Origin of the sequence: Streptomyces sp. NPDC006602, from assembly GCF_042870385.1 — a bacterium.
Lineage (GTDB): Bacteria > Actinomycetota > Actinomycetes > Streptomycetales > Streptomycetaceae > Streptomyces.
The window spans coordinates 262,760-278,643 of sequence record NZ_JBIAHG010000009.1; the positions used below are offsets into that span (position 1 = coordinate 262,760).

Genomic DNA, 15,884 nt, shown 5'->3' on the forward strand with positions numbered 1-15,884 from the left:
CGCCCGCCTGCCGTACCTCCCCAAGGAGCACCACCGTGTCGTACCACCCCACCCGCAAGGCAACCGTCCGAGCAGTAGCCGCCCTGGCCGTGCTCACCGCTTCCGTGGCCGGCTGCACCCGGGGCTCCGAGAGCGCCGGCTCCACCACCGTCGGCGGGTCCTCGAAGGCCGGCTGCCCGGCCGTCCTGGCGAAGGCGAAGCAGGCGGTCGCGGGCGCCGAGGCCGCCGACGCCCCCTGGGGCGGACCGACCACCGGCCCGAAGGCGGTCGTCGGCAAGACGCTCGTCTACGTCGCCCAGAGCATGACCAACCCCGGAGTCGCGGGCGCCGCCGCAGGCGTCAAGGAGGCCGCCAAGGCCATCGGCTGGAAGGTGCGGATCATCGACGGCCAGGGCACCCCGGCCGGAATCCAGGCCGCCGTAAGCCAGGCCGTCGCCGTGAAGCCCGACGGCATCGTCCTGTCCGGCTTCGACCCCAAGTCGACCGCCCAGCAGGTCGCGCAGGCCAACGCCGCCGGTATCCCGCTCATCGGCTGGCACGCCGTCGGCACCCCCGGACCCAGCACGGACCCCAAGCTCTTCAGCAACGTCACCACCAAGGTCGAGGACGTCGCGAAGATCAGCGCCGACTGGATCATCGGCCAGTCCAGCGGCCGGGCCGGCGTGGTGGTCTTCACCGACGCGTCCATCCCCTTCGCCAAGGGCAAGTCGGACCTGATCGAGAAGGAGCTCGCCACCTGCTCGGACATCAAGGTGCTGTCCACCTCCAACATCCCGATCGCCGACGCCAGCAGCCGCACCCCGCAGGAGGTCTCCGCGCTGCTGTCCCGCTTCGGCACCAAGTGGACGTACTCGGTGGCCATCAACGACCTGTACTTCGCCGACGCGGCACCCGCGCTGCGGGCGGGCGGCAAGCAGGGCGACGGCGCCCCCTTCAGCATCGGCGCGGGCGACGGCGACCCCTCGGCCTTCCAGCGCATCAACAGCAAGCAGTTCCAGGCGGCCACCGTGCCCGAACCGCTGTCCGAGCAGGGCTGGCAGATCGTCGACGAGTTCAACCGCGCCTTCGCCGGCAAGCCCGCCAGCGGCTACATCGCCCCGGCACACATCACCACGGCGGCCAACAGCAGCGGCGGATCCTCCTGGGACCCGAAGGGATACCGCGAGGCGTACCGGAAGCTCTGGGGCACCGGCCCGGCGTCAGCGGACTCACAGTGATGCGCAGAGCGCGCCTCGATGCCGTACCGGTCACACCACTGCGCCATCACGGGCGAAGAGTTCGCAGCGCTGAGACCCTGCCGGGAGGCACCGGAGCGCGTGTGGCGTGTGCCTCCCGGCGGGGTCACCCGCCGGAGCGGCCGAGGATCGGGGCCGGTCCGGCTCCTGCTCCTCCTGCCGCCCGGCCCGACGGCTGGGTGCGGGTCACAGGCGGACGACGATGAGGGCGGTGTCGTCGGTATTGCCGGTGGTGGGGAGGAGGTCGGCCAGGAGGGCGTCGGCCAGGGCCTCTGGGGCGGCGTGCCGGTGTTGGGTGAGGGAGCCGGCGAGGCGGCTCAGGCCGGTGTCGATGTCCTCGGTACGGCGTTCGATCAGGCCGTCGGTGTACAGGACCAGGGTGGCGCCTTCGGCGAAGGGCGTGCGGGCTTGGGGGCGGGGGACCGGTTCGGGCCGGGCGGCGAGCGGCGGGTCGGTGGCCTGGTCGAGGAAGACCACGGTGCCGTCGGGGTGGAGCAGGGCAGGCGGAGGGTGGCCGGCGCAGCTGTAGGTGATGGAGCGGTCGTCCCAGTCGATGAAGGTCGCCACCGCGGTGGCCGACTCGCCGCCCTCGACGAAGCGGGCGTACAGGCCGAGGGCGTCCAGGGCCCGGGCCGGGCCGTCGGCGACGCGGCAGGCCGCGCTGAGGGCGCTGCGCAGCTGTCCCATGGCGCAGGCGGCGGCGAGGCCGTGGCCGACCACGTCACCGACGGCGACGGCGAGGCCGTTGCCGGGCAGCTCGACCAGGTCGTACCAGTCGCCGCACACGTTCAGGGCACCGATGGCGGGCTGGTAGCGCACGGCCGCCTGGTGGTGGCCGAGGGGGCGGGGCGCGGGCAGCATCGCCGCCTGCAGGGCCAGGGCGACCTCGCGTTCGTGGGCGTGGGCCCGGCGCAGGCGCTCGTTGACCTGCTGCAGTTCGCGGGCGCGGGTGTAGAGCTCGGCCTCCAGGACGCGGCCCCGACTGTCGCTGGCCGGGCCGCCGCGGGCGCGGATGAGTTCGGTGACCTCCTCGACGCGGTGCACGATGAGCGCGACCTCCCCGTCGGGGCTGAGGACCGGTGCGTTGACCGGGCTCCAGTAGTGCTCCTGCCAGTGGCCGGGCCGCTGGGGGTCCTCGATGTCGTAGCGGATCAGCGCCATCGTGTCGCGCTCGCCGGTGGCCACCACGCGCAGCATCGAATCGCGGGTTTCCCGCATGCCGGCCGCGGCCGGATCGTTCGGGTTCTCCGGGAAGACGTCGAAGATGTAGCGCCCCAGCAGCTGCTCGCGGGTACGCCCTGCCAGCCGCAGGAAGTCGTCGTTGGCGTCGGCGTACACCAGGTCAGGGGTGAGCAGCGCCACCATGCCGGGCAGGGCCCGGAAGACCGCCGCATAGTCGATGTGCGGTTCCCTCATGTGCTGCCTGCCTCGGCGCCGAGCGTCACTGTGCCGGTTCCACGATAGGAGTGAACAGGTAACGGGGCCTTCCGGACGCGGCTCCACAGCGATGTCCCGGCCCGCGTCCAGGCGCTGCGCCCACGTCTGACGACACGGCCGCAGGCAGCGCCATCATGCCAGCAACAGGTCCCTGCCCGCCCTCCTATCGGGTAGATGCCCAACTCGGACGGGCGGGCGTCAAGAGATCCCCGCCAGAGCCGACGGCGTGAGCGCGCATACGGGCGGCGAGCGCAGGCGCGGTACGTACGGGCAACAGTCCCGCACACGGCCCAATCGGCATCTAGTGTCGGCGTCATGACCGAAAACTCCCTGCGCTCCGTCTCCGTCGAGCGAACCAGCACCGGACACTTCACCGCTACGAACGCTCGCGGCGGCACGATCAGCTTCGGCACCGGTTCCGGCACGGAGTTCACGCCGGTCGAGTTGTTGCTCGCCGCGCTCGGAGGCTGCACGGCGGTGGACGTCGATGCAGCCACCAGCCGCCATGCGGAGCCCACCCGGTTCGCCGTCGCAGTGACCGGCGACAAGATCAGCGATGAACTCGGCAACCGGATGACCGACGTCGCGGTCACCTTCTCCGTCACCTTCCCGGACGTCGAAGGCGCGGATCGCGCTCGGGCGATTCTTCCCCGAGCGGTCAGGACCTCCCACGACCGGCTCTGCACGGTCAGCCGCACCGTCGAGATCGGTACGCCCGTCACCGCGACGGTGCAGGACGCCTGACGTCACCCGAGGTCCCCTGCCGCGGTTCTCTCACGCCGGTGCCCGGGCAGGGGCCCGTCGGCCACTCCCGCGGGCCGAGCCCTCTCGCATACCTGCACCGTGACGAGGAAAGATGGGACGTCGAGCGACGGACCAAGCCATGCGGAGGAACGGATATGCAGCATGAACGAGCGGGCCGGCCGGCCGGCGCCCAGGACCTCGTGGACGTCGCCCGGCTGGTGACCGCGTACTACGCGCTGCACCCCGACCCGGCCGACCCGGCGCAGCGCGTGGCGTTCGGCACCTCCGGGCACCGCGGGTCGTCCCTGAACACGGCGTTCAACGAGGACCACATCGCCGCGACCAGCCAGGCCATCTGCGAGTACCGCAGCGCGCAGGGCACCGACGGGCCCCTCTTCCTCGGCGCCGACACGCACGCCCTGTCCGAGCCCGCCCGGGTCACCGCGCTGGAGGTGTTCGCCGCCAACGACGTGACCGTGCTCATCGACAGCGCGGACGGCTACACGCCCACCCCGGCCGTCTCGCACGCCATCCTCGCCCACAACCGCGGCCGCACCACCGGCCTCGCGGACGGCGTGGTCGTCACCCCCTCGCACAATCCGCCCGCCGACGGCGGCTTCAAGTACAACCCGCCCAGCGGCGGCCCCGCCGGCTCCGAGGCGACCTCCTGGATACAGGATCGCGCCAACGAGATCATCGCGGCCGGCCTCAAGGACGTACGCCGCATCCCCTACGCCCGGGCACTCGCGGCTCCCGGCACCGGCCGCCACGACTTCCTCGGCGGCTACGTCGCCGACCTGCCCGCCGTCCTGGACCTGGACGCGATCCGGTCCGCCGGTGTCCGTATCGGCGCCGACCCGCTCGGCGGGGCCTCCGTCGCCTACTGGGGCCGGATCGCCGAGGAACACCGGCTCGACCTGACCGTGGTCAACCCACTCGCCGATCCCACCTGGCGTTTCATGACGCTGGACTGGGACGGCAAGATCCGCATGGACTGCTCGTCGCCGTACGCGATGGCCTCGCTCATCGAGCAGCGGGACCGCTTCCAGATCGCCACGGGCAACGACGCCGACGCCGACCGGCACGGCATCGTCACCCCGGACGCGGGTCTCATGAACCCCAACCACTACCTGGCCGCCGCCATCGCCTACCTGTACGCCCACCGCGAGCAGTGGCCCGCCCGGACAGGCATCGGCAAGACCCTGGTGTCGTCCTCCATGATCGACCGCGTCGCCGCCGACCTCGGCCGGCGCCTCGTCGAGGTCCCCGTGGGCTTCAAGTGGTTCGTGGACGGCCTGGTCGACGGCTCGCTCGGGTTCGGCGGCGAGGAGTCGGCCGGCGCGTCGTTCCTTCGCCGCGACGGCTCGGTGTGGACCACCGACAAGGACGGCATCATCCTGGCGCTGCTCGCCTCCGAGATCACCGCCGTCACCGGGAAGACCCCGTCGGAGCACTACGCCGCCCTGACGGCCCGCTTCGGGGACCCCGCCTACGCCCGCATCGACGCCCCCGCGACCCGCGAGGAGAAGGCGCTCCTCGCCAAGCTCTCGCCCGCGCAGGTCACCGCGGACACCCTGGCCGGCGAGGCGGTCACCGGCGTGCTCACCGAGGCCCCCGGCAACGGCGCGGCCATCGGCGGCATCAAGGTGACCACCGAGAACGCCTGGTTCGCCGCCCGCCCCTCCGGCACCGAGGACGTCTACAAGATCTACGCCGAGTCGTTCCAGGGACCCGACCACCTGGCCCGGGTCCAGGAGGAGGCCAAGGACGTCGTGATGGCGGCCCTCGGCGGCTGACAGCCTGGACGCGGGCGGGATTCAGGCGACGGCGCAGCGGAACGCGCCGGCGCCCCCGCCCGCGGGCGGGCCGTCTGATCAGGCAGGTGCCTCTCAGGGTTTGATGCCCACCCCGGTCCACAGACTGACGGTGGCGTCCGTGGGCTCGTCGCCGTTCGACGCGTCGGGGCGCCAGCGGTGGCCGACGGTGACGCCGGGGTCGAGCAGGTCGAGTCCGTCGAAGAAGCGCGCGACGTCCTGCTGGGAGCGGAACTGCACCGGCGTCCCGGCACCGGTGTAGATGTCGGTGACCTTCTGCCAGGTGGGCGGGTCGAAGTCGGGCGTGCAGTGGCTGAGGGCCAGTGCGCTTCCCGACGGAAGGGCGTCGAGCAGACGGCCGACTATGCCGTACGGGTCCTGTGCGTCGGTGACGAAGTGCATGAGGGCGTTCAGCGACAGGGCCACGGGCCGGTTCAGGTCCAGGACGACGGCCAGTTCGGGAGCGGTGAGCAGCTCTTGCGGGTTGTTGACGTCCGCTTCGATGTACGTGGTGCGGCCCTGAGGGGTGCTGCGCATGAGGCGTTCGGCGTACTTGAGGACGAGGGGGTCGTTGTCGGCGTACACCACACGTGCTTCGGGAACCACGCTCTGGGCGACCTGGTGCAGATTCGGCTCGGTGGGAATGCCGGTGCCGATGTCGAGCCACTGGCGGATGCCGTGCTCCTGGGCGAGCACACGGGTGGCCCGGTGCATGAAGGCACGGTTCTCACGGGCGCACACGAAGATGCCGGGGTAGGCGGCGGCGACCGTCTCGGCGGCCTGCTCGTCGATGTCGAAATGGTCCTTGCCGCCGAGGTAGTAGTCGTACATGCGGGCGGAGTGCGGCCTGCTGGTGTCGATGCCCCGTGCGGCGTGGGTGTTGCTCATCCTGTCCCCTTCGGTGGTGTGCGCGGTGTGCCGGGCGGGTCGCGGCCGGGGCCGGCTCGGATTCTTCCCGCTCGCGGTGCGGTCTAGCGGGCCGTCAGGTGATCGGCGAGGCCCTTCTTGATCCCCCGGACGAAAGCGGCGATCTCCTCAGGCGTGTAGATCAGTGCGGGACCGGTCGGATCCGTCGACTGCCGCAACGCGACGCGGCCGTCGGCGAGTTGCTTGGTCTCCACGCACTGGCCCCCGTTGGGGCCGCTCCAGGGGCATTCCCAGCCCTGCTCGCCGAGGTCGGAGGCGGGCATCCCGTTGTAGACACTGCCGTCGGTGATGGTCATGAGTACTCCTTGCGCATGCGATGCAGGAGAGCCCTGCTGTCCGCGGAGGACGTCAGAAGAGACATCCTGTTGTGCGCCTCGAGATGGGCCGCGACATCGGAACGCTGGTCCAGGTACACGGAGGCGGACAGGATCTCGCTGTAGACGACGTCGGGCAGTTCCGGCTCCTCGAACCGGAAGTAGGTGAAGGGTGCGCACGCTCCGACGTGCGCGCCCGCGGAGAAGGGCACGATGTCGACGCTGATGTGATCCAGTTCCGAGACCTCCAGGAGCCGGTCGATCTGCTCGCGCATGACCTCGTTGCCGCCCGCCACCCGGTGCAGGACTGCCTCCTCCATCACCACCCACAGCGTGGGGGCGTCGGCCTTCTCCAGCAGGCTCTGGCGGCGCAGCCGCAGATCGACACGGCGCTCCAGATCGTCCTCGCCGGCGTTGGGGAAGCCTCCGCGTAAGACGGCACGCGCGTACGCCTGGGTCTGCAGCAGCCCGGTGACGTACTGGGGCTCATAGGTGCGCAGGGTCTTGGCCCCGCTCTCCAGGCTCACGTAGGCGGTGAACCAACTCGGCACCACGTCGCGGTAGGCGTGCCACCAGCCGGGCTCGTTGGCCCGTTCGGCGAGGTCGACGAACTCGTCGATCTCCTGCTGGCCGGCACCGTAGGTCTGCAGCAACTTCTCCACGTACAGGGGCTTGAGGCCGACCTCTGCCTTCTCCAGGCGGCGGATGGTCAACGACGTCACTCGCAGGGCCTTTGCCGCATCCTCCAGCGACACCCCCGCGCCGAGCCGCCTCTCCTGGAGTCGGCGGCCGAGGATCATGCGCAGGACGGTCGGCGCGCTGGTGCCCGCGCCCGAACGAGTGTCGCTCACTGCGCCACCTCCTGAGGATCTGTCACGAAGCCGAGTCTGACAGCGACTTGATGATGGAGCCGAACGGATAACGTCTTGCTGAAATTATCAGGCAGTCGGTTGCAGTGTGAACTCATCTGCGAGCATAGTGACGTGTGCAAGAGGTTCCTTCGGACGCGAGGGCATCGTTGCCAACTACCGTACGATCACGCGGAGTTGACGTGCCTGCTGGAAGGCGACAAGCGTGTCCCCCCACACGACTTCCTCCCCCCGACTCTTAGAAGCCGCGAGCCCGGAGCGTTGGCACTGGATCGAGCTCCCCGCGCACCGATCCAATGTCTCAGTCGCCCGCCGTTCGATGAACGCGCGCATGAATGCCTGGCGTCTACCCGCCGAGACGTCCGCGGACATGGTGCTCCTGGTGTCGGAACTGGTCACCAACGCGGTGTGCCACACGCCCGGCGCGCACGTCCTGTGTGGCATCGGGCTGATCGCGGACGACTGCCTCCGTGTGGAGGTGCACGACCACGACCGTGCGGTCGGCGGCCTGCCCAGATGCGAGCCCGGGCCCGATGACGAGAGTGGCCGCGGCCTGCTCCTGGTGCGGGAGATCGCGCACACCTGGGGAGTCGACAGATCCCGGCTCACCGGCGGCAACGCGGTCTGGGCCACCTTGATCGTCAACGACTGAGGGCACAGTTCGCGCGTGCTCATCGTCCCGGAGCGACGGCGCGGGCTGCACGGTCTCACTTCCAGTCGTAGGCGTATGCCGCGACCCAGGTGACGTCGAGTTGCGCGCTGCTGCCCGGAGTTGCCCCGGGCCCCTCCAGGGCGCTTTCGTTCTGCATCACCCAGGACAGGGGGTGATCCGGCACGTCGCGGGTGTCGTGCCCGGTCTGCCGACCGTCGACGAAGAACCGCACGCTCCCCGGTGTCCACTCGGTGGACACGGTGTGCCACTCGGTCCAGTCGTCACTGCCCGGGAAGTAACCTTGCTCACCGCCACCGCACGGATGGTGGAAGGCGGTGAGGGAGCCGGTCCACTCGCCTTCGGGGTGGTCCATCTCGCAGCCCCGACCGTAGTGCAGCCAGGCGGACTTGTAGCCCGGAGCCAGTTTCGTCACCTTGATGCGTGCGCTGTACTTGCCGTACTTCATCTGCATGACCGCACGTGGCACCACCGCCGCGGCATGAACCGGGCCTCCGTTGGCGGGCCGCCACATCCGGATGAACATCCGCCCGTCGCCGTTCGCCGCGGGACCGACGCTCACGGTGTCCTCCGGGTGATAGACACCCACCACATCCCGGCCCCGGCTGTTGGCCGTGTCACGCCAACCGGTCGGATAGGCCCACCAGTTGTCTGGGAACTCCCCTCTCAGACCTCCGCAGTAGGCAGCGGACGTGTCGACGTGGTGCTCGCAGTCGCTGAACGCGCCCAACGGCACCCGGTCGCCGTTGAAGTCTTCCGCAAGGACCTGCCAGAAGGGACCGCAGTCCCCGCGGGGCAGACGCGCGCCCGTGGTGTGGCAGGCGTCGGCCGAGGCCGGCGCGCCTTCGGCCCGTGGAAGCCCCACCAGTGCGGCCACGAGCATGAGCCCCACGGACATCAGGAGAATTCGCTTGCTGTGATGGTGCGGCGCTGCGTGTGAACCCATCCCAAGGCTCCCTCAGGCTCAGCGGCCGGCCGTTGTCCGTCCTCCCCGCAACGGGCCCCGGACAAGGGCCCGGAACCGAGCGGGGACTGTACTCCGCGAAGGAACATCCTCGCCCCCGGGCCCGGGCGGCGCCATCCCGAGAACGAGCCGTGAACCGGACGGCCCTGCTCCGCCCTCGCCGCCCATGGCCGTCGACGCGACACGTCCCAAGTGCGCGGCGAACCCTGAGCGCGGTCGGCGGTTTGACCGATTGGGCCCTCCGGAGCCGGGCAGCGAGCTTGGGATGGGGAACGGCCTCCAGGCGCGGTGCGCAGGCCGCCCACCGCACCGGGAGCCGGCCCTCCGGCATCCCGGTCAGGACGTCACCGCGTGGCCCGCTGCGCCGGCCGCGCGGCCGCCCTTCGGCGCCGTGCCCCTGAGGGACGACGGCCCGTGGCCGGGAGGTGGGCTGCCCCGATGCTGCGTCCGTGGCCGGGGCGCCGGGTCGGGGTTCCTGACGAGGCCGCCCGGCCCCTGCTGGGCCGCCAGGGCCGGCGCCGGTCGGTGCGTCGTGCTCCCGTGCCGCGATCGCGACGGGTTGCGCCGAGCGGACGGATCCTCGTGTGCCGGGAGCCGACACGGGTACGCGGAGGGCGTCTCCCATCTGAGTGACTTGAGTGAGGAGTGTTTTCCATGGCGCACGCGACGGTCGACGAGGTGCTGGGCGCTCTGGAGGATGTGGACTTCCCGGCAGACAAGACGCAGCTTGTGGAAGCGGCCCGTTCCGCCGGCGCCTCGGGCGAGGTGATCTCCGCTCTGCGCGGAATCCCGCCTGAGCTGTACACCAACCGGGACGACATCGCCCATTCCATACGGACCGACCCCGACTCGGACCTGGGGCACACCCCGGCCCAACGCGCTGAGCAAGCCCGTCAGGGCGGGAAGCCCGGCCTGTCCCAGCACCTGCGTGAAGTGCCCAGGACGCCGGTGGAGGAAGAGCTGGACCGCTGAATCCGCATCGATGCCGCGGCGCCGGGGGTGCCGAGCGAGCGGGAGGACCGGTGGCGACGGGGACAACGGCGGACGTCGCTGTGCTCGTGGGGCTCCAGGCATCCGGCAAGTCGACGTTCTACGAACACCACCTGCTCGGGCTGCGCTACGCACGGGTCAGCAAGGACCTGTTCCCGCGGGGCGCCCGCCGCAAGCAGGACCGGCAGATGCGTCTGGTGGAGGAGGCGCTGGGCGCGGGGAGATCGGTGGCGATCGACAACACCAATCCCTCCCCCGAGGAGTGGAGGCCACTGGTCGCCGCGGGGCACGCGCACGGTGCGACGGTCACCGCGTACTGGTTTCCCCCGGATCCGCCAGGCTCCCTGCGGCGCAATGCCGTACGACAGGGGCGCGACCGGGTACCCGACATCGGTATCCACGCCACTGCGAAGCGGTTGCGCCGCCCTTCGCGGGCGGACGGGTTCGACGCCGTCCTGGAAGTACGGTTCGACGATCGGGGCGGATTCCTGATCCGTCCGGTGCCGGAAGGCATCACGCGGTGGCGCTGAGGCTGCGCAGGATGCCGGTCACCTCCTCATCATCGACCTGGTCGAACTTGTCGTAGTACTGGCCGACGGCGAAGAAGTCCCGTGGCTCCTGGAGGCAGACCAAGTCGTCGGTCTCCGAACGCATGAGGTCGCCCGTGGCGGGAGCGCAGACCGGGACGGCGAGGATGAGCCGTGCGGGGTCCTGTCGGCGCAGGTGACGCAGGGCGGCGCGTGCCGTGACGCCGGTGGCGAGGCCGTCGTCGACGAGGATCACCGTCCGGTCCGTGACCCGGGGTACGGGACGGTCACCGCGGTAGCGCCGCTCTCGGCGGTGCAGTTCGGTCCGTTCCCTGGCCACGTCGGCGCCGAGCCGGTCCTCGCTCAGGCCGAGCATCTCCAGCGCCTGCCGGTCGTACAGGGGTGGGTCGTCGCCGACGATCGCGCCGATGCCGGTCTCCGGCCGGCCCGGTACGCCGATCTTGCGGGCGACGAGCACGTCCAGCGGCGCTCGCAGGGCGCGGGCGATCGGTGCGGCTACGGGGACGCCCCCACGGGGCAGCGCCAGGACGAGGGGGTTGACGAGGTCGCCGTCGGCGGCCCACTCCATCAGCCGGAGGGCGAGGTCCTCGCCGGCGTGTCGGCGGTCGTGGAATCGCATGGCCTGGTGTCTGCCTTCCTTGAGCCTTCCGGCCGGGCGGCCTCTTCAGCGCCGAGGATCCGCCCCTGCTGCATGTCGGGCATGCTGCCGCGTACGAAGTGCAGGTCGGTGCAGCACATTGCGGTTCGAGCGGCCGGCCTCACGCCTTGGCGGGTGCGGTGCCGGACGAGCGTTCCGGCCTAAGAGCTCCGAACAAAAGTGGAGTCCGATCAGCTCGCGGCGTCTGGTGCGTGCGATCGCAAGGCGCCGGAAGCTCCTCGTAGCGGAGCTACTAGGGGCTTTCGGCAACGCGGCGAGCGTGCGTGCCAGGCGTCGCGAGCCGGGCTCCACTTTTGTTCGGAGCTCTAAGCCTGCGTCGGCCGGAACGCAGCTCACGGCCCCGGTCGCCGTCCGTCAGCGCTGGTACAGCCCGACCAGAGTGCCGCTCGCGAGATGCTGTTCCACTGCCTGGTGCACGGCGTCGGCGCTGGGTGCGTCGGGCAGGACGCACGGCTTTGCCAGGGCGTAGAGCCGGAAGAAGTAACGGTGCGCGTCGTCCCCGGGAGGAGGATGCGGTCCGCCCCAGCCCCGTTCGCCGTAGCCGTTGACGAGTTCGGTGCCGTCGGGCGGGCACTGCCCCGCGGCGACGCCGTCGCTGCGCGGATCGATGCCGACCACGACCCAGTGCGTGAACGTGCCCGACGGGGCGTCGGGGTCCTCGCACAACAGCACCAGCTCGGCCGCGTCGTCCGGCGCACCGCTCCAGGCCAGGGGAGGGGAGACATTGTCTCCCTCGTACGCGTACCGGCGTGCGATGAGGGAGTGATCGTTGAATGCGCTGCTGCTCAGTTCTATGCCAGCCATGTGTCCCGGAGTACCCCGGCGCAAGTCGGGCATACCGGGCTGGGGCCGCTCGGGTACGAGGCGATCTTCGACCGTTCGGACGAGCAGTGACTCGTCGGCCGAGCCCGCCGCGTTCACGGCAGCGGTGTGCCGCCTGTGGCGTTGACGATCTCGGCGGTGATGAAGGACGCCTCCCGCGAGGCGAGGAAGACGTAGGCGGGCGCCATCTCGGCGGGCTGGGCCGGCCTGCCGAGGGGTGCCTGCTTGCCGAACTCGACCGTGTCCGGCAGCGTCGCCGGGATCAGCGGCGTCCAGACCGGTCCTGGTGCGACGGCGTTGACGCGGATGCCCCGGTCGGCCAGCATCTGGGCCAGGCCTTGGGTGAAGGTGACGATGGCGCCCTTGGTCATCGCGTAGTCGAGCAGATGAGGGCTGGGCTTGTATGCCTGCACAGAGGTGGAGTTGATGATGCTGCCGCCCTCGGGAATGTGCGGCAGAGCGAACTTCGACAGCCAGAACATGCCGTAGAGGTTGGTGCGCAGCACGCGGTCGAACTGCTCGGTGGAGATGGCCTCGATGCCCTCTGGCTGCGACATCTGGTATGCGGCGTTGTTCACCAGGACGTCGATGTGGCCGAACTCGGCGACGGCCTGCTCGACGAGGGACCGGCAGTTGTCCTCTTCCCGGATGTCGCACGAGACGGGGATCGCGCGGCGGCCGGCGTCCTCCACCCATCGGGCGGTCTCGCGGGCTTCGTCCTTCTCTTCGTCCAGGTGGGTGAAGAGCACGTCGGCTCCCTCACGGGCGAAGGCCAGCGCCACCGCCCGTCCGATCCCGGAGTCACCGCCGGTGATCACGGCCTTGCGGCCGTCGAGGCGGCCGCTGCCCCGGTAGGACTCCTCACCGTGGTCCGGCGGCGGGTCCATGGGTCCGGTCCAGCCGGGATGCGGCTGATCCTGGGAGGGGAACTCGGGCTGCGGATGTTGCTCGGCGGGGTTCTGTGGTCGGTTCACGGCTCTGCTCCTCCTCGTCTGCGGCACGGTCTCGTCAAGGCTCCGTCCGGGGAGTACCTCCCGCGCCGGGAAGGCACACGCCTCGCCGACGTTTTCGAGCAGCTGGTCCAGCGGGCTTGGGGTCTCTTCGGGGACCCGGCCCCGGGTTCCCGTCCCGGATGCCCGGAAACGATCGCGGAATCGATCGAGACCCCGCCTTCCGTCAGCAACCTCAGCTGTCTGGCGTAGTGACCCATAACCCGGTAATCCGTACGCTCCCGGGTGGTACTGAACCGAAGCCGATCGGTTCGCCGGGAGTGGAGGCCCGCTGTGCATCCTGGCCGTGCCCGCCTGTTGGTCTGGACAGTCCTGGCCGCACTGATCATGACGGTATTACCCGGGACGGCGACGGTGGCCGTCGCCGCGGCGCGCGGCGCAGGCGCCCGGGTCGTGGCGGAGGAGAACGTCGGCCCTCGCCTGGTCGACCTGACTGTTTCGTCGCCCGCTCTGGGCCGTTCCGCCAGGGTGCGGCTGCTGACCCCGGACGGCTGGAACGAGCGGCGCAAAGGCCAGCGGTGGCCGGTGCTGTACCTGCTCCACGGCTGCTGCGACACGTACGACAGCTGGACCCGCGAGACCGACGTCGCGACGTTGCCTCAGCTCCGCCACACGCTGGTCGTCATGCCCGAGGGTGGACCGGCCGGGTGGTACAGCGACTGGTGGAACCACGGCAACGGCGGCCCGCCGGCCTGGGAGAAATTCCACCTGCGCGAACTGCGCACGCTGCTGGAGGACGGCTACGGGGCCGGTGATCGCCGGGTGATCGCCGGGCTGTCCATGGGAGGCCTCGGCTCCCTGCTCTACGCCGCGCATCACCCCGGCATGTTCCGGGCGGCGGCGAGCTACAGCGGCGTGGTGCATCCCCTCCACGGCGACTTCCCGTCCGGCCTCATGGACTTGTTGAGCGAGTTCGGAGAGGACCCCCTTGCCCTGTGGGGCGACCCGGTGGCGCAGCGCGCCATCTGGGAGGCGCACGACCCGTACTACCTCGCGAACCGGTTGCGCCCGATCCCCGTCTTCCTGTCGAGCGGCGACGGCACCGCCGGCCCGTTCGACCCGCCCGGCGCCTACGACGACCTCGAGGCGCTGCTGAACGAGATGAACCATGCCGTCGCTGGGCGCCTGAAGGCCGCCGGAGTACGGATCACCACTGACTTCTACGGACCCGGCACCCACGACTGGCCCTACTGGGAGCGGGAATTGCACCGCTCCCTGCCGCTGCTGCTGAACGCCCTGCACCCGGGCCGATGACCAGGCTCGGCTGAAGAGCGCAGCCGCGATTGGCTGAAGCCCGGGGGCGAAGACCGGCCAGCGGCGGGCGTCCGGCCGGCGGGTGAGATCGGCCGCCAGCACCGGCGCCGTTCGGTCGAGGGCGGTCTGGCAGGGGCCGTCGCCCAGTGTGTACGGGGCTTCGGCCAGGCGCGAGGCCGTACGGTCGCTGGCGCACCACAGCGCACGGGCGGTCGTGCCGTCGGTGATGGAGATCGAGGCGCCGGAGATCGGGAGCAGCTCTACGCTCGCCTGACACAGCAGTGCCGGAACCTGCCGTACGTTCGCGGCCGCGGCGGCCGAGGTGAAGGTTTCGGCGACCCTGCGCCGGTCCTCCAGGACGAAGGGGTCGACCTGTTCAGGGATCTCGTCGCCGTCATCGTCCGCGGGCCGCATCCTCATCACCTCCGCCCGGTGGTACGGACAGCAGCCATGATCCACCAGTAGCGCCCGTGACGACGGTCCGGCCCGGCGAAACCCCGGCCCACCGGGACCGACGCGTCTGCGTCATGGTCGCCGTGGCCCGCACCGACGAACTGCCCCTGGCGGGCTTCCTGGACGGCAGTACCCGGCGGCGCTTCCTGGACCGGCCGTACCTGTACCAGTCCCCGCCATCAAGTATGCGCCGCGGGCGCGCCCAGCACGTCGAAGGCGCCACCGCTCAGCTGCGCCATGCCATCGCTGTCGGTTTGGTACAGGCCGTGGCAGGGCCGTCGTAGTGTGAAGCAAGAGCGGCCCTTCAAGCTGACCGGAGCACGAAAGGGGGGAAGGCCGGTATGCCTGATCTGCCGTGCGAGGAGCGGCTCGCAGCGGCGTTCGTGGAACTCGCGGACACCCTGGTGAGTGACTTCGACGTCATCCACTTCCTGCACACGCTGTCCGACCACTGCGTGGCGTTACTGGACATCGAGGCCGCGGGCGTCATCCTGGCCACCCCGCAGGGCGGCAGCATGGCGGTCGCCGGATCCGACGCCCGTACCCGGGAGTTGGTACAGGACGGCGTCGACTGGGACGAGGGCCCGTGCCACGACTGCTTCAAGGCCGGGGAACTCCTCGCGAGCGTCGCGCTGGATCTCCCGGAGGCGTACGCCGCCTGGCCGCGTTTCGCCCCGCGCGCCCGCGACCTGGGCTTCCGCTCGGTGGCCGCCGTCCCGCTGAGGCTCAGGGAGCAGACCATCGGTGCCCTCAACCTCTTGCGCGGCGAGGCCGACGCGCTGGCTCCCCAGCAGCTCGGGCTCGGCCGGGCGCTGGCCGACATCGCCACCATCGGCATCCTGCAACAGCGCGCCGTGCAGCAACAAGCCCTGCTCGCCGCACAGTTGGAGACCGCACTGCAGTCCCGCATAGTCATCGAGCAGGCCAAGGGGGCCCTCGCCCAGCAACAACGGATCAGTGTCGACGACGCGTTCGCCCTGTTGCGCCGGCACGCCCGCTCCCGGCAACGCCTGCTCACCGCCGTGGCACAGGAAGTCCTCGACGGCACCGTCGAACTGTTCCCGTCCGAGTCCACCGACTGACACACTCTCACCACAGGGCGGCCGATCACGCCCGAAGGGGACGCCGTTGTCGCTGCGGAAGTTCGCATCGTGTCCTCGGCCGACGCACCAGAA

At 70.6% G+C, this 15,884-nt stretch carries 17 protein-coding genes; 9 read left to right on the forward strand and 8 right to left on the reverse strand.

The window, feature by feature from the left end:
• The first annotated feature begins 35 nt into the window (after positions 1-35).
• Positions 36-1,217, forward strand: a complete 1,182-nt coding sequence (locus ACFYO2_RS24255; RefSeq protein WP_388352633.1) for a substrate-binding domain-containing protein — start codon at positions 36-38, stop codon at positions 1,215-1,217.
• 204 nt (positions 1,218-1,421) lie between these two features.
• On the opposite strand, the gene ACFYO2_RS24260 is transcribed toward ACFYO2_RS24255, so the two are convergent.
• Positions 1,422-2,651, reverse strand: a complete 1,230-nt coding sequence (locus tag ACFYO2_RS24260) for a PP2C family protein-serine/threonine phosphatase (protein WP_388352636.1) — start codon at positions 2,649-2,651, stop codon at positions 1,422-1,424.
• Positions 2,652-2,987: 336 nt separating this feature from the next.
• Between ACFYO2_RS24260 and ACFYO2_RS24265 the strand changes: the two genes are divergently transcribed.
• Positions 2,988-3,416: an OsmC family protein gene (locus ACFYO2_RS24265; protein ID WP_388352639.1), complete on the forward strand. Its 429-nt coding sequence runs from the start codon at positions 2,988-2,990 to the stop codon at positions 3,414-3,416.
• A gap of 155 nt (positions 3,417-3,571) precedes the next feature.
• On the forward strand, positions 3,572-5,212 hold the full coding sequence (gene pgm, locus ACFYO2_RS24270) for a phosphoglucomutase (alpha-D-glucose-1,6-bisphosphate-dependent) (RefSeq protein WP_388352642.1): 1,641 nt from the start codon (positions 3,572-3,574) through the stop codon (positions 5,210-5,212).
• 93 nt (positions 5,213-5,305) lie between these two features.
• Here the strand turns inward: pgm and ACFYO2_RS24275 are convergent, their stop codons facing one another.
• From ACFYO2_RS24275 to ACFYO2_RS24285, 3 genes are all read right to left on the reverse strand, one after another.
• A complete protein-coding gene (locus ACFYO2_RS24275; RefSeq protein WP_388352645.1) occupies positions 5,306-6,118 on the reverse strand; it encodes an SAM-dependent methyltransferase in 813 nt (270 codons plus the stop codon).
• 83 nt (positions 6,119-6,201) lie between these two features.
• On the reverse strand, positions 6,202-6,453 hold the full coding sequence (locus ACFYO2_RS24280; RefSeq protein ID WP_388352648.1) for a DUF397 domain-containing protein: 252 nt from the start codon (positions 6,451-6,453) through the stop codon (positions 6,202-6,204).
• Positions 6,450-7,322: a helix-turn-helix domain-containing protein gene (locus tag ACFYO2_RS24285; protein ID WP_388352651.1), complete on the reverse strand. Its 873-nt coding sequence runs from the start codon at positions 7,320-7,322 to the stop codon at positions 6,450-6,452. Before ACFYO2_RS24285 ends, ACFYO2_RS24280 begins: the two co-directional genes overlap by 4 nt.
• A gap of 223 nt (positions 7,323-7,545) precedes the next feature.
• On the opposite strand from ACFYO2_RS24285, the gene ACFYO2_RS24290 reads away from it, so the two are divergent.
• Positions 7,546-7,992 carry an ATP-binding protein gene (locus ACFYO2_RS24290; protein WP_388352654.1) on the forward strand — a complete coding sequence of 149 codons (447 nt, stop codon included), beginning with the start codon at positions 7,546-7,548 and terminating at the stop codon, positions 7,990-7,992.
• Between the two features lie 55 nt (positions 7,993-8,047).
• Here ACFYO2_RS24290 and ACFYO2_RS24295 read toward each other — a convergent pair whose 3' ends face one another.
• Complete coding sequence (locus ACFYO2_RS24295; protein ID WP_388352657.1) at positions 8,048-8,956, reverse strand: glycoside hydrolase family 16 protein; 909 nt, start codon at positions 8,954-8,956, stop codon at positions 8,048-8,050.
• A gap of 672 nt (positions 8,957-9,628) precedes the next feature.
• Between ACFYO2_RS24295 and ACFYO2_RS24300 the strand changes: the two genes are divergently transcribed.
• A complete protein-coding gene (locus ACFYO2_RS24300; RefSeq protein WP_388352659.1) occupies positions 9,629-9,946 on the forward strand; it encodes a DUF2795 domain-containing protein in 318 nt (105 codons plus the stop codon).
• Between the two features lie 50 nt (positions 9,947-9,996).
• Positions 9,997-10,494, forward strand: a complete 498-nt coding sequence (locus tag ACFYO2_RS24305; RefSeq protein WP_388352663.1) for an AAA family ATPase — start codon at positions 9,997-9,999, stop codon at positions 10,492-10,494.
• Here the strand turns inward: ACFYO2_RS24305 and ACFYO2_RS24310 are convergent.
• The 3 genes from ACFYO2_RS24310 to ACFYO2_RS24320 form a co-directional block, all read right to left on the reverse strand.
• Positions 10,478-11,131 carry a phosphoribosyltransferase gene (locus ACFYO2_RS24310; RefSeq protein ID WP_388352666.1) on the reverse strand — a complete coding sequence of 218 codons (654 nt, stop codon included), beginning with the start codon at positions 11,129-11,131 and terminating at the stop codon, positions 10,478-10,480. The genes ACFYO2_RS24305 and ACFYO2_RS24310 overlap by 17 nt on opposite strands.
• 393 nt (positions 11,132-11,524) lie before the next feature.
• A complete protein-coding gene (locus ACFYO2_RS24315; protein ID WP_388352668.1) occupies positions 11,525-11,974 on the reverse strand; it encodes a YbhB/YbcL family Raf kinase inhibitor-like protein in 450 nt (149 codons plus the stop codon).
• Between the two features lie 113 nt (positions 11,975-12,087).
• The gene (locus ACFYO2_RS24320) at positions 12,088-12,966 is read right to left on the reverse strand and encodes an SDR family oxidoreductase (RefSeq protein WP_388352671.1); all 879 of its coding nucleotides are present in this window, start codon (positions 12,964-12,966) and stop codon (positions 12,088-12,090) included.
• A 363-nt stretch (positions 12,967-13,329) separates the two neighbouring features.
• Between ACFYO2_RS24320 and ACFYO2_RS24325 the strand changes: the two genes are divergently transcribed.
• The 3 genes from ACFYO2_RS24325 to ACFYO2_RS24335 all read left to right on the forward strand — a co-directional run bounded on the left by ACFYO2_RS24325 (position 13,330) and on the right by ACFYO2_RS24335 (position 15,791).
• Complete coding sequence (locus ACFYO2_RS24325) at positions 13,330-14,256, forward strand: alpha/beta hydrolase (protein WP_388352673.1); 927 nt, start codon at positions 13,330-13,332, stop codon at positions 14,254-14,256.
• A 470-nt stretch (positions 14,257-14,726) separates the two neighbouring features.
• Entirely contained in the window at positions 14,727-14,993 is a 267-nt protein-coding gene (locus ACFYO2_RS24330) for a hypothetical protein (protein WP_388352676.1), read from the forward strand.
• 57 nt (positions 14,994-15,050) lie between these two features.
• The gene (locus tag ACFYO2_RS24335; RefSeq protein ID WP_388352678.1) at positions 15,051-15,791 is read left to right on the forward strand and encodes a GAF and ANTAR domain-containing protein; all 741 of its coding nucleotides are present in this window, start codon (positions 15,051-15,053) and stop codon (positions 15,789-15,791) included.
• Positions 15,792-15,884: the final 93 nt, after the last annotated feature.

Excerpts from the sequence above, each read along its gene's own strand:
- ACFYO2_RS24265 (WP_388352639.1), top strand. The coding sequence starts at position 2,988 with ATGACCGAAAACTCCCTGCGCTCCGTCTCCGTCGAGCGAACCAGCACC.
- pgm (WP_388352642.1), top strand. The coding sequence starts at position 3,572 with ATGCAGCATGAACGAGCGGGCCGGCCGGCCGGCGCCCAGGACCTCGTG.
- ACFYO2_RS24260 (WP_388352636.1), bottom strand. The coding sequence starts at position 2,651 with ATGAGGGAACCGCACATCGACTATGCGGCGGTCTTCCGGGCCCTGCCC.
- ACFYO2_RS24325 (WP_388352673.1), top strand. The coding sequence starts at position 13,330 with ATGACGGTATTACCCGGGACGGCGACGGTGGCCGTCGCCGCGGCGCGC.
- ACFYO2_RS24280 (WP_388352648.1), bottom strand. The coding sequence starts at position 6,453 with ATGACCATCACCGACGGCAGTGTCTACAACGGGATGCCCGCCTCCGAC.
- ACFYO2_RS24295 (WP_388352657.1), bottom strand. The coding sequence starts at position 8,956 with ATGGGTTCACACGCAGCGCCGCACCATCACAGCAAGCGAATTCTCCTG.
- ACFYO2_RS24275 (WP_388352645.1), bottom strand. The coding sequence starts at position 6,118 with ATGAGCAACACCCACGCCGCACGGGGCATCGACACCAGCAGGCCGCAC.
- ACFYO2_RS24300 (WP_388352659.1), top strand. The coding sequence starts at position 9,629 with ATGGCGCACGCGACGGTCGACGAGGTGCTGGGCGCTCTGGAGGATGTG.
- ACFYO2_RS24315 (WP_388352668.1), bottom strand. The coding sequence starts at position 11,974 with ATGGCTGGCATAGAACTGAGCAGCAGCGCATTCAACGATCACTCCCTC.
- ACFYO2_RS24310 (WP_388352666.1), bottom strand. The coding sequence starts at position 11,131 with ATGCGATTCCACGACCGCCGACACGCCGGCGAGGACCTCGCCCTCCGG.
- ACFYO2_RS24335 (WP_388352678.1), top strand. The coding sequence starts at position 15,051 with ATGCCTGATCTGCCGTGCGAGGAGCGGCTCGCAGCGGCGTTCGTGGAA.